The organism is Rhodococcus sp. WS3 (assembly GCF_003797085.1).
GTDB lineage: Bacteria > Actinomycetota > Actinomycetes > Mycobacteriales > Mycobacteriaceae > Rhodococcus_F > Rhodococcus_F globerula.
Map to the genome: position 1 here is coordinate 824,934 of NZ_RKMA01000001.1, position 12,338 is coordinate 837,271.

At 61.7% G+C, this 12,338-nt stretch carries 12 protein-coding genes; 4 read left to right on the plus strand and 8 right to left on the minus strand.

Annotated elements, in window-relative coordinates; all coding sequences use genetic code 11:
- Nucleotides 1-13: 13 nt before the first annotated feature.
- Nucleotides 14-289: a DUF1905 domain-containing protein gene (locus EEB13_RS03760; RefSeq protein ID WP_045070724.1), complete on the plus strand. Its 276-nt coding sequence runs from the start codon at nt 14-16 to the stop codon at nt 287-289.
- Between the two features lie 23 nt (nt 290-312).
- Here the strand turns inward: EEB13_RS03760 and EEB13_RS03765 are convergent, their stop codons facing one another.
- Nucleotides 313-921 carry a pentapeptide repeat-containing protein gene (locus EEB13_RS03765; protein WP_033231293.1) on the minus strand — a complete coding sequence of 203 codons (609 nt, stop codon included), beginning with the start codon at nt 919-921 and terminating at the stop codon, nt 313-315.
- A 59-nt stretch (nt 922-980) separates the two neighbouring features.
- Nucleotides 981-1,625 carry a DUF2510 domain-containing protein gene (locus EEB13_RS03770; protein WP_141484645.1) on the minus strand — a complete coding sequence of 215 codons (645 nt, stop codon included), beginning with the start codon at nt 1,623-1,625 and terminating at the stop codon, nt 981-983.
- A gap of 120 nt (nt 1,626-1,745) precedes the next feature.
- Between EEB13_RS03770 and EEB13_RS03775 the strand changes: the two genes are divergently transcribed.
- The gene (locus EEB13_RS03775) at nt 1,746-2,210 is read left to right on the plus strand and encodes a tRNA (cytidine(34)-2'-O)-methyltransferase (protein ID WP_141484646.1); all 465 of its coding nucleotides are present in this window, start codon (nt 1,746-1,748) and stop codon (nt 2,208-2,210) included.
- 3 nt (nt 2,211-2,213) lie between these two features.
- On the opposite strand, the gene EEB13_RS03780 is transcribed toward EEB13_RS03775, so the two are convergent.
- A complete protein-coding gene (locus tag EEB13_RS03780) occupies nt 2,214-3,125 on the minus strand; it encodes a LysR family transcriptional regulator (protein ID WP_141484647.1) in 912 nt (303 codons plus the stop codon).
- A 91-nt stretch (nt 3,126-3,216) separates the two neighbouring features.
- Here EEB13_RS03780 and EEB13_RS03785 point away from each other — a divergent pair, with 91 nt between their 5' ends.
- The gene (locus EEB13_RS03785) at nt 3,217-4,302 is read left to right on the plus strand and encodes a TDT family transporter (RefSeq protein ID WP_141484648.1); all 1,086 of its coding nucleotides are present in this window, start codon (nt 3,217-3,219) and stop codon (nt 4,300-4,302) included.
- Here the strand turns inward: EEB13_RS03785 and EEB13_RS03790 are convergent.
- The gene (locus EEB13_RS03790; protein ID WP_045070729.1) at nt 4,299-4,610 is read right to left on the minus strand and encodes a rhodanese-like domain-containing protein; all 312 of its coding nucleotides are present in this window, start codon (nt 4,608-4,610) and stop codon (nt 4,299-4,301) included. The genes EEB13_RS03785 and EEB13_RS03790 overlap by 4 nt on opposite strands.
- A 176-nt stretch (nt 4,611-4,786) precedes the next feature.
- Between EEB13_RS03790 and EEB13_RS03795 the strand changes: the two genes are divergently transcribed.
- A complete protein-coding gene (locus EEB13_RS03795; protein WP_045070731.1) occupies nt 4,787-5,563 on the plus strand; it encodes a BPL-N domain-containing protein in 777 nt (258 codons plus the stop codon).
- Here the strand turns inward: EEB13_RS03795 and EEB13_RS03800 are convergent.
- From EEB13_RS03800 to EEB13_RS03815, 4 genes are all read right to left on the minus strand, one after another.
- On the minus strand, nt 5,520-6,755 hold the full coding sequence (locus EEB13_RS03800) for a heparan-alpha-glucosaminide N-acetyltransferase domain-containing protein (protein WP_141484649.1): 1,236 nt from the start codon (nt 6,753-6,755) through the stop codon (nt 5,520-5,522). The two genes, EEB13_RS03795 and EEB13_RS03800, sit on opposite strands and share 44 nt — an antisense overlap.
- Nucleotides 6,752-7,492, minus strand: coding sequence for a BPL-N domain-containing protein (locus EEB13_RS03805; RefSeq protein WP_080711574.1), 741 nt, complete (start codon nt 7,490-7,492; stop codon nt 6,752-6,754). Before EEB13_RS03805 ends, EEB13_RS03800 begins: the two co-directional genes overlap by 4 nt.
- Nucleotides 7,489-11,580: a Pls/PosA family non-ribosomal peptide synthetase gene (locus EEB13_RS03810; protein WP_141484650.1), complete on the minus strand. Its 4,092-nt coding sequence runs from the start codon at nt 11,578-11,580 to the stop codon at nt 7,489-7,491. The genes EEB13_RS03805 and EEB13_RS03810 overlap by 4 nt, the downstream gene beginning before the upstream one ends.
- A 550-nt stretch (nt 11,581-12,130) precedes the next feature.
- Nucleotides 12,131-12,316 carry a hypothetical protein gene (locus EEB13_RS03815; RefSeq protein WP_033231297.1) on the minus strand — a complete coding sequence of 62 codons (186 nt, stop codon included), beginning with the start codon at nt 12,314-12,316 and terminating at the stop codon, nt 12,131-12,133.
- Nucleotides 12,317-12,338 lie beyond the last annotated feature (22 nt).

Consider the following 12,338-nt stretch of genomic DNA (forward strand, 5'->3'; position numbering starts at 1 on the left):
AGGGCATGCCACCATGTTGTTGGACAAGGTATTCACCGCCACACTGCGCAAAAGTGACGCGAAAGGTGGCTGGACATACGTGATCTGGCCGGAGTCCGCCGAATACTTCCGTACCCGCGGACTGGTCAAGGTGCGCGGAACAATCGACGGACATCCGTTTCAGAGTTCGTTCATGGCCTTGGGCGACGGCACTCACAAGCTCCCGGTCAAGGCCGACATCCGCACAGCCATCGGCAAAGACGTCGGTGACCTCGTGACGATTCGGCTGGAGGAACGCCTGGAGCGGTAACTCCCGCTGTTGACCGGTTGCATCTACAGGTCGACAACCAAACCGTGCGCCGACGCATACGCCACCGCCTGCATCAATTCGATCTTGGCGTTTGCCACGACTGCAGACGTCCACAGACCCGGATCGACGCGCGCGCCGCGCAGGTCCGCGCCGTCGAGTTTGAGTCCACCGGTACGAGCGCCCGACAGATCCGCCGACACCAGAATCGCATCACGCATATCCGTACGCACGAGATTCGCTTCGCGGAAGCGGCATGACGTGAAGTCGATCCTCCGCAGATCCGCGCCACCCAACGAGGTGAGCGAGAAGTCCACCTCGTCGAGCGTCAACGGCCGGATGCGACATCCGTCGAACGTCGATCCCATCAAAGTGCAGTTTCGGAAGGTGCTGTGCCACAGGCTGGTCCGCGCGAAGTTGCACGAACGGAACGCGCTACCGATGTGCTCCGACTCCCCCAGATCTGCGCCGGTGAAATCACAGTTGTCGAAGACCACCGATTCCGTCGTCATGCCCGTGAGGTCTGCGTCACGGAACACACAATTGGTGAACGTGCGCTGGCGCCACACCTTTCCCGGCAATCGCGCGTCGGAATAGTCTTCGCCGACAACGTTGTCGGATTCTTCGAGAGGCATGACCTACATACTGCCCGGCACTACCGACAGCGAATTCACCGAACCCCTGCCGCCGGCCGTCAGCCAGCCGATACCCAGCGGTCCTTGCCGTCGCTTCCGATCCCACACACCATCGCGGTGCCCTTCTTTGTCACACCGATCGCTCCAGGCGTCGAACAGAATGAACCTGGAGTTACCGTGCCCACCGAGGGTGGAGGCGGAACATACGCAGGTTCGGTTGTCTTCGGCGGCGTGTAGACGGGAGGCGGTGGAACGTACTGGGTCGTTGTGGTTACTTGCGGAACTAACGGGACTATGGCGAGTGTTGTCGTCGTAGTCGGAGCCACCGTCGTGGTGGTCGCCGGCGCGACGGTCGTGGTTGTGGGCTTGACTGTGGTCGTTGTCGTTGCCTGCGTAGTTGTCGCTGCCACTGTCGTCGAGGAAGTCGCCGCCGGGGTCTTCGACTCTTCGGAGCCTCCCGTCCCTGCCGCAATTCCGATTACCGCAACCCCGGCTGCGGCAACGCCCGCGATCCACGGCCACTTGCGGCGTTTCTGATCGTCCGGTGCGGTGGGATCCTGCTGCGGCGAGCCGGGTGCTCCGAACACCTGCGTCGGGGCGTCGACAATTTTTGGGCGGGTTTGTGCCGTCCACTGCTGGCCGTCCCAGTAGCGGTCGATCGTCGGATCGAAGGGGTCGGGATTCCAACCGGCAGGAGTATTCATCAAATGTCCGTTCTGAGAAGAATGCGGCAATTAGATTCCCACAAACTTTGCAGTTTGGTAACTGAATGCGGAAAACCCCGACATCGCGGCCGCCAATGGCATGCGCGGTAGGGTTTTGTGGTGTTCCGAGTCATGTTCCACGAGCCCCGCATCCCACCCAATACCGGTAACGCGATCCGCATGGTCGCGGGAACCGGTTGTGAACTACACCTGGTGGGCCCACTCGGGTTCGACCTGTCCGAACCGAAGCTCAAGCGAGCGGGGTTGGACTACCACGACTTGGCGACCGTGACTGTCCACGAGAACCTGGCTGCAGCGTGGGAGGCCGTAACCCCGGCACGGGTGTTTGCCTTCACCGCACATGCAACCGTCCCGTATACCGATATCGCGTACGAACCCGGTGATGTTCTGCTCTTCGGTCCCGAACCGACGGGTTTGTCCGAGGAAGTCCTAGCTGACGAGCACATCACCGAGCGTCTGCGTATCCCGATGCTTCCCGGCCGACGCTCACTCAATCTCTCCAACGCAGCGGCGTTGGTCACCTATGAAGCGTGGCGTCAACACGGATTCAAGGGTGCTGTCTGAGCCTCAGCGCGAGTGAACAGCAGTGTTGGAACCGAGTGCGATGTCGAGGAAATCCCGCGCCGCGCCGCGCAATCCTCGCACCGGATCCCAGACTGCCTGCAATCTGCGGGGCATCCGCAGACCTTCGACGGTCACGGCAACCAACCGGCCGTCGGTGAGATCAGCGGCAACAGCCAAGGACGACAACACGGCCGGCGCGTTGCCCGCAACGACAGCAGCCTTGACGGCAGTGCACGACGTCAGCTCGAGAAGTGGTGGCGCACAATTGGGTACGGCATTTTCGAGTGTCATTCGAGTGCCGGATCCCGATTCCCGTTGAATGAGCGGTGTGCGGGCCAACTCCTCCACCGGAACGGGAGCGCCGTTAGCCCATTCGTGGTTCGGCGGCACAACAACAACAAGATGGTCACGCGCCACTTCACAGGACGCGAGTGAGGTCGGCACGTCCGGACCTTCGACAAAACCGATGTCGGCTCGGCCGGCCTGAACCTGCGCCGAGACATCGGAAGAATTGTGGAGGCTGACCGAGGCCACGACGCTGGGGAACTTGTGGCGCATGGCTACCGTCCACCCCGGCACGAGGTACTCGGCAATGGTCATACTTGCCGCAACCGTGACAGCCGCGTCACGTTCGCCGCGCAGCGCCGCAACACCGGACGCCATCTCTTCCGCGGTGACAAGTATGTGACTGGCCCATTCGAGAATCAGCCCACCTTCAGCCGTCGGGCGAACACCGGTTGCGGCACGATCGAAGACTTTGATCCCGAGTTGGCGTTCAACCGATCGAACCCGGGCACTGACCGCCTGTTGACTGAGTCCGTGCTCCCGACCTGCAGCGCCCATGCTTCCCAGGCGGCCCACAGACAGAAGGACGTCGAGGGCGCTGAGTTCCGGGACTCGCGGGGACAGCGACATGCGTTCAGATTAGACCCACAAGCGCCATTTGTGGGCATTCAACAACAGGCCATCTACCGTCGGCAAACCCAACACCGACACACTGGAATGCATGAGCACCGCTACCCCGTCCGCATTCGCCCACATCACCCCGAACTGGTTTGCGGCAGCGATGGGAACGGGAATCGTGTCGGTGGCAGCCGCGTCTCTCCAACACGAGGTCGCGGCACTACACGTGGTGGCGGATCTCTTCTGGTTCCTCGCCGCAGCCATCCTGATCGCTTTGATCGGCGCGTTTGCCGCGCATTGGATCACCCACCGCGATCTTGCACTCGCCTACCTCCGTAGCCCCGCGATGTTCCCGTTCTACGGCGCGGTGGCAATGGCCCTGGTGACAGTCGGGTCCGCGACCGGCGTCACGGGCGCGAACTATCTCGGCCACAGCGCGGCGGTGACAATCTCGATAACTCTCTGGGTGCTGGGCACAACCCTGGGCTTGTGCACTTATGTCGTCATGATGGTCCGTCTGGTCCGCGACGCCGGCATGGCGACGGCCATGCCGTTCTGGCTCATGCCCGTCGTACCGCCGATGGTTTCCGCGACGACGGGAGCGGCGGTGACGACGCACCTGACTGAAGGCGCCGTCCGCACGTCGGTTCTCGTGTTCTGTTACGTGATGTTCGCGCTGGCGCTCTCGGCGGCACTGGTCATCGCCACAGCCGTCGCTCGGCAGTTCGCCGACAACCGTGCTCGCGGCGTCGACGCGATTCCGTTCAATGCCATTCCGTCACTGTGGATCCCGCTCGGCGTGATCGGCCAGTCGATCGGTGCCGCCAATCTCCTGGCCGACGCAGCACGCCACGCCGTCGCCGCAGACACCGCCGACGCCCTGCATACCTTCGGGCTTGTGTACGGCACCGTAGTCGGCGCACTCGGCGTGGTGGCGTTCATCGCCGTCACGACGGTCACGATCCGAGCCCTGCGAGGCGGGTTGTCGTTCTCGCTCGGCTGGTGGAGTTTCACCTTCCCGATCGGAGCCTGTGCCGTCGGCGCCAACGCTTTTGGTATCGCCACCGATTCACAACTGATCCTCGCGGTTGCCGCTGCGCTGCTGCTTGCACTCATCCCGATCTGGGCCACAGTGGCAGCGGGCACCGTGAACTCCATCCGTAGCGGAGCGTTGCCCGCGCCCGCTTAGACGGCGCCGGTTTCGACCTCGCGCCCGGACTGGTGCCACTCCATCGTTCCGCCACGTACGGACACAGCGTTGATGCCGCGACCCTGGAGGTACTCGGCAACCTGGAGACTGCGGCCACCGACTGCGCAGATCACGTACACCGTCTCGGCATCAGGGATCTCCCCCATCCGCGAGACGAACTCGCTCATCGGGATCAGTACGGCACCGGGAACACGCACCTGGGCGAACTCGTCTGCCTCCCGCACATCGATCAACGGCTCACCTGCCGCCAGTGCCGCTTCCAGTGCAGTGATATCGACTTCCAACATTGTGCGCAGTCCTACTCTCGTGTCGGCGGTTCCCGGTTTCCTCGGTAACCTAGCTCTGCCGTAACGGTACGCGGGAGCCACCGGCAGCGGACGCGACGACCTGGCCGAACCACGAGTTCGATAAAGTGAACCCATGATTGCCGGGCGAAGCTGATCGTGTCAGAACTGATCACGCGATGAATCGCCGCACCTTCCTCGTCTCGGCCGCTGCGCTGATCACCATCGGCGGGACTGTTGTCGCGTCAGCCGATTCCACCCGAATCCGTCCCCGGCGCGCCTTGGTCTACCGCGGGCCGGCATCATCACCCGGTTGTCCCGAGGCGGTTGGTCGGTTACTCGAATCCTCGTCCGATCCGTACGACGTGACGTTCTGCGGTCCGGACGAAGATGTTCCGTTGACGACAGCAGCGTTGGCGAGTGCATCGCTCTATGCACAACCCGGCGGCGGGGAACTGTCGGCGGCATGGGTCCACATGGAACAACACGCGGAGTCGATCCGCGAGTGGGTCCGAACCGGCGGACACTATCTCGGCTTCTGCCTTGGCGGCTACTTGGCCGGGGCCACACCGGGTTTCGGACTGCTGCCGGGAGACACCGCTCGATATATCTCGTCCCGCAAGTCCGAGATCGACACAACAGGCAACACGATCGTGAACGTCACCTGGCGCGAGGAGGAACGCACGATGTTCTTCCAGGACGGCCCTATCTTCGTACTGCGCGACGACGCCCCGGTGGAGGTACTGGCCCGCTACCGCAACGGCAAGGTCGCAGCCGTGGTCAGCGACTTCGGCCTCGGACGCGTCGGCGTTGTCGGACCACACCCGGAAGCCGAGCGGTCCTGGTACACACGCGGTCTCACCAATCCGGACGGAATCCGATTCGACCTGGGCCACGATCTGATCGATACGGTCAGGCGTGGTGCGCCGGAGAAGTTGTGGACGCCCTCTCCGTAACAGCCCGCTTGCTTCGATTTGCCACCATCGTCACAAACGCTTCCAACGGTCCACGCCCGGTAGTCAACTTCACAAAAAGTCCGATGGCAAAAGCGGCCAGAACCTGCAGGATGTACCCCGTCCACGCGCCGTACGTGTCGTAGTTCGAATTGATGAACCAGATGTGAAGCACGTACAGCGTCAAGGTCATCGATCCGGCGGCAGCCAAGGGCACCATCACGACTTTGACCAACGTATCCAGTTTTGTCCCCGCCAGGTGGCCGAGAAACAGCATCGCCCCGATCACGGCCATTGACGACCCTATCGTCCCCAACAGGTCCAGCGGCGTACTGCTGTGCGGGCCGTCGACGGCAAGCCACCACCACGTCGAACCGAACACCGAACCGTCGGCGCCGTAGGCGATGATGTCGAGAATTTCCTCGCGCGACAATTCGCTGCCCGCCATGAGGTGTTCCAGTCCGCCGAGATGAAAGATCAAGACCTCGGACAGAATTCGCGTGCCGACTGCAAGTGCAGCGCCGAACACCAACAAGCAACCGGCCACGTTCGCAGATGTCAGCTTCAACCGGCCGATGACGATACCGGCACACATGTACGCAGTCCACGGAAGAGCCGGGAACTCCCCGTTCAACAGCAGTTCGACGGTCCATCCGAGTGGATTCTCGATAATGCCGACCAGCGTCGGGTTGTCCAAGCTCGGTGCGGGGAGCGATGTCCCGAAAAATTCGATGACGGCCGGCACGACAAGAGCGATCAGCAGGCCGAGTGCTGCAACTGCACGGGTAGGCAAGAAGACAAGCGGGATAGCGATCACGAAAAGGATCGCGTAGTACGGCAGGATCACCACGGCTAGTTCCGCGTGGGTGTATCCCATGATCAATCCGATGGCCCCGACCACCGCGGCACGCGCTGCCAGTGACGCTGCGGTGGCACCACGATCACCACGTTCCACCCGCGCGCGACCGGTCGTGAAGGCAATTCCCACACCGGCCAGGACTGCGAACAACGCAGACGATCGCCCTGCCGAAATGCCGTAGGACAGTGTCGGGGATCCGTCGTCGCTCACGGCGATCAGTGAGTGGACGGCCATCATGCCAAGCAGGGCAATACCGCGGGCGGCGTCGATCCCGAGAAGTCGCTGTTTTTCCACTACCGGGATCTGCTCCGTCAGCGCGAGCGGACTGGCTGTCATCGGGTCATCACCGCGTTGATCAAGCGGTACCCCAGGTCGGTGGCGAGGTGCTCGGGTGCCCGCAAACCGTCACCCTGATACCAGGATTCGTCGGCTTCAGGATGCGGCCCGACTACCCCGACCCGACCTTTGCCGTAGTCGATCTTCAAAGCCGCGATACTTCCGTTCTGATACCGCGCGAGAATCGCTGCCTCGGAATCGTAGTAATCCCGGTAATGCCGGTCGAGTGAGAAGTACGGTCCGTCCTGGAAGTACATTTCCTCGATCTGGCCGCTCCAATCCACCTCGAGTACAGCACCTTTTGTGTCGTGCACTTCGGCGTTCTGCAACGCGACGTACTGGTCTGCATCACCGGGAAACAGTTCGAACCCGGGGCTGCGGCCCGCGAGGTAACCACCGAGGCAGAATCCCAAGTACCGTCCACCGGATCGGACGAATTGCTGAATCGCCGGAACATGGCGGCGCAGGTGCGTGAACGCCCTGTCCAGGTCACCGCCGCCGGGTTGTGCGTACAGCGCCGCCGAATGGAGCGTGGAATCGTCGATCTGCAACTCCTCGTCCGGTCCGACAAAGCGCACGTCGAAGTTCCAGGCGCTCGACGACAACAGATCTGCGACGGCTTCCGGGCACCCCGGTAACGACGCGGGGCCGCGGTACACGAGTGCCCGCGGGTGCGGCCGCGTGCTGTAGGTCGTGCTTCGACGGGTCTTGTTCTGAGACAGCGATACCCATTTCATGCGGACACTCCTTGCGCGACGACGATGTCGGTGACAGCTTGGTCGGTGACAGCTTTCTCGAGGACAGCTTTCTCGAGGAGAACAGTCGAGCTGTCGTCGGCGCGAATCCCCTCAGCGGGAATTCCGCGCCAACTCGTCCGCGCCGGAAGCTCTTCGCCCTTCATGAGCAACGACAGCGGACTGAGTGAGGCTTCCTCGCCGACAACCGTGTCGTAGAGGATGATCGATCGTGTCCCGATGCTGGCGCCATCGCCGATGGTGATCGTGGACATCTTCATGACACGGTCCTCGAACAGGTGTGTCTGCAGCGACGACTCGGTTCCGATAGTGGCGTCGTCGCCGACGTGGACGAGATCGAATTCGGTGAGATAGGTGGTTCCGAACCACACCCGCTTGCCGATTGTCGTGCCGAACCAGCGCAGCACCATCGGCAGGAACGGGGTACCCACCAGCATCCCGACGCCAATCGGCACAGCCGCGCTTTCGTAGAGCCCGGTCGCAAATTCGGACCTGCGGACGAACTTACTCCAGAGCGGCTCAACCCGAGGTTCGTAGCGTCCCACAGTATTTCGCTTCACCGCCGCGCAGAATCCGATCACCGCAAGGCTCGACGCCATCGCGACCAGCGGCGCAACGAGGGCCGGAACGGGAAGTGCTCGCCCGAATGCCAAGGAGGACAAGACCAACAGATAAAGGTAGAAGCTCACGCCGAGAACTGTGGGTGGCAAGGTGGCGCGAAAGAACTCGATCACGTAGCGATCACGCACTACATCCTGCGGCGGCGTATAGATGAGGGCGTCGTCGTAATCTCCGCTGTCCTGACGGTTCGGCAGGTAGATAGCGGGCGAACCGAGCCACGACGTGCCTTCCGGAACACCGTTCACAGGCGGCACCGTCGCGACACCGATCAACGCATTGTCGCCGATCTCCATACCCGACGGGATAACCGCGGCATTACCGATGAAGGTGCGTTCGCCGATTCGAGTGGGCTGGAACATGATCCGGCCGTTTGCGAAGCTCGCACTTCCCACGCTGGCCATGTCGGCGATGAAGCTGTCCTTGCCGACGGTGAGCATGTCCGGGTCGATATGCGACACGGTGGAGACTTCTGCTCCGCGACCGATGTCCGCCCCGAGCAACCGCAACCACGGCGCGGTATACAGCGTTGCGTACAGCGAGTTCGTGAACAGCAAACTGAACTCGAGCAACTTGTCGACCATCCACTTGCGGATACCAAGACCCGAGCGAACAGGATGCATTCCGGCAGGCGCGTTGCGAAGAACGAGTCGTTTGTTCACGGCAACAAAAACACAGACAGTGATCACGAAAATCGGTCCGGTAAACAACGTCGCCACCAGTCCCGCCAAAACACCCCATGCCAGGAGGGCGCCCCAGACCAGTGCGATACCGGGAACCATCAGGGCGATGGCACCCACTTCGAGCGCCGTCAGACCGGCGATTGCTGCGAGGATGTGACGCACTTTCCAACGGGCACGGACACTTTCGGCTCGCATCATGGTTTCCACAGCCGGATCCAAGAACTCGGTCGGTACTGCCGGCGATCCTGCCCACCTGGCCTCCTGCGGCACGATGTGCCCGGACGGAAGCAGCGACTGATCACCGAGTGCGGCGCGTACCCCGACGGTCGATCCAGGTTCGAGCACCACGTTTGCACCGACAAATGCACCCGATTCGATGACGATCTTCCCCACCGTCACCGAACCGGATTCGACGCGCCACGGCCGGATGGTCGCACCGTAACCGATCGATGCGCCGTCTCCGATCTCGACCAGTGTCGGCAACGATATCGAGGACGTCGCGATGGTAGTGCGATGCCCGACGCGCGCACCGAGAATGCGGAGATAGATCGACATCAACGGCGATCCGCTGACCACGGGCAAAGCACCGACCGCGAGGAGCAGGTCTAGTGTCCACAGCCGCAGATACGTCGGACCCCAGAGTTTGTATCGCCCAGGCTTGATTCCTGCGGCAAGTGGGCGCGCACTGATGACCGGCAGGAACCAGCGCACGCAGAGATACGTGAGCATGATGGCTGCCAACATCTCGAACAGAACCGGCACCGACACAAACCCGTCGTTCTTCGTGTAGACGTACGAGACGGGAAGCGTCGTGATCAGCAGGAACACATAGATCACTGCCAACTGGATGCCCCCGGCGCGAGCCACTTCCGTATCCGTGTGTTTGACAGCAACATTCGGGGCAATCGGATGCTGGGAGCCCACTGCTGCCAGCGCGTGCGTGATCGAGCGAACAGTGGGATGGCTGTACAGATCTCGGATCGAGGGAGTTGCGCCGATGCCACTTTCGCGCAGGGCAGAGATAACCGTTGCTGCCAGCAGCGAATGGCCACCAAGATCTTCGAAGAAGTTCGCTTCGACCGACATCTCGTCTGCGGGTATGCCGAACGCCCGCGCCCAAATATCGCGAACCGCTACTTCCTGCTCGTTCCGGGGTTCGACTACCGGGCCGGTAGGAGCCGAGAAACGTCGCCGGGTCGGTTCCGGGAGCTTCGATCGATCTACTTTGCCGCTGGGCATCACGGGCAATGCGGGGATGAAGTCGACAAACGCCGGCGCCATGTACGCCGGAAGTCGTTGCGACACAGCCTTCGCGAGTTCCCCGACCAGGTACTCGTCCTCGATCGGGTCGACCAGCACCATGTACGCGCACAGTTCCGACGGCGTCTCGTTTTCCGACGCGGCGACCAGCGCCACTACGGCCTCCGACACAGACGGATGTTCCAGGAGAACACTTTCGATCTCACCGAGATCAACTCGGTGACCACGAATCTTGACCTCGGCATCGGCGCGGCCCAGATATTCGATCTCACCGTCGGACGTCCAGCGTCCGAGATCGCCGGTCCGGTAGAGCTTCTGGCCCGCCGGCACGGAGAAGTGATCGATGAATTTGTCGGCGGTCAGGTCGGGGCGTCCGACATAGCCACGCGCAACACCGCGTCCGCCGATGCAGATTTCGCCCACCTCACCGTGGGGTACCAGCCCGCGAGCTTCGTCGAGAATGACGACGGAGTACGTCGGGAGTGGGCGACCGATCGTCACCGTCCGACCTGGCAGGAGTTCACCCCACGTTGCAGTGACCGTTGCCTCGGTGGGCCCGTACGTGTTGAGGATCTTGCGGCCCGGACGCGCCCACCGTTCCACCAGCTCACGCGGGCACGCTTCACCGCCGACCAGCAGATTTCGAATCTTGGGCAGATCGCGCGGGATCGTGGCGAGCAGAGTCGGTACGCAGTACAGCGTCGTAATGGCGCGTTCTTCGAGGAAATCCGCCAACTCGCCGCCAAGTCGCCGACTGTCCGTCGGTCCGGCGACGATGGTTGCGCCGCGGGCCCAGGTGGGCCAGATTTCCTCGATCGAGAAGTCGAAGGAAATCGTCATACCCTGGTAGACACGATCATTCGGCCGAACATCGTAGACGTCGGGAACCACGTCGAGAAAGTTGCAGATACTCGACTGGGCAACTTCGACGCCTTTGGGTCGACCACTCGAACCAGACGTGTACAGGATGTAGCAGGCCGGGTCAGGGTCCGACGCAAGGTCCAGGACGGGCCGATGCTGCGGCTGGAAGTTCAACACCGCTACGTTCGTGTCGAGGGTGAGCCGCGCGACGTTGCATTCCTCGGCGTTCGGCTCCAACTCTGTCGAGGTCAGCACAAGCTGAACTCCGGCGTCTTCGACCACGTACGCAACGCGATCGGACGGTGCACCTGGATCGATCGGCACGAAGGTGGCGCCGGCTTTGAGCACGCCCAATAGGCTTACGTAGGTATCTACCGAGCGGTTCAGGAAGATCGCAACGCGTGAGCCAACCCCGATACCCTCACCGATCAACATGTGCGCCAACTGATTCGATCGGTCTTCGAGTTGGCGGTAGGTGATCGCAAATCCATCGCACTCGAGCGCGATCGCGCCCGGAACCGAGTCCGCACTTGCTTCGAAGACGTGATTCAGGCGGCGAGGCCGTGTAGGCCGAACCGTAGGCCGAGCGCCGTGCGTGGTCCCCAACCCGGACCAGGCGTCAGCCCACAGGCCCTTGTGTTCCGACATGATTTCCCTCCGCGGGATGAATCCCGCCCCTTGGCACCGTGTTCCGGCTTCCCCAGTCCGGAACCCGGCCCTGTACTTCACTTGCCTGTACTTCACTACTCAACTAGCTGATTGATTGCACGGATGGACGCTACGTCGTTCCTATTAAAAAAACCAGCGCGAAAATTGCTCGATTCCAGAAGTTTAGAATCCAAAAGTGCCGTATTTCTTTTCCGCACAAATCGACGCGCTATCAAGAAATACCCACTGCCAGCAGATTCACGGGTAACTCGCAGACAACTGCCAGAGGAAACGTCTCCTCCCATGCCCGATTTAGGACCATTTGCCGTCAATGTGACTTTCGTCCCATTTTTTGGGCGACACTCACTTCTGTATCAACTCCGGCCTGCCCATCGGACTGATATTCGCCGCCGGGCTGTCCTGCATTTTCGCTTAAAAGACCAGCTAAACCGCATTTCGGTCGAAGACCACTTACCCGCACACCACGCTGCACCACACCACCGCGAACGGTCGACCATCGCCGAAGGTCCCTAGCGGGAAGCCCGAAACCTCACCATGCGCGCGCTGCGACGAAAATTTCCCGACGGACGCCCACAGTTGCCTCGACGAGTCCATGGACACCGAAAAGATACTCGAACAACAAGGCAAAGAATGAGAAAGAAAGGATGAAACCGGGGGTGAATGACACCACGTCGACGCCAATCACCAAAAGGGTGATATCGGGGGTGAATTTCATCAACTAAATTGCCAAACATGCG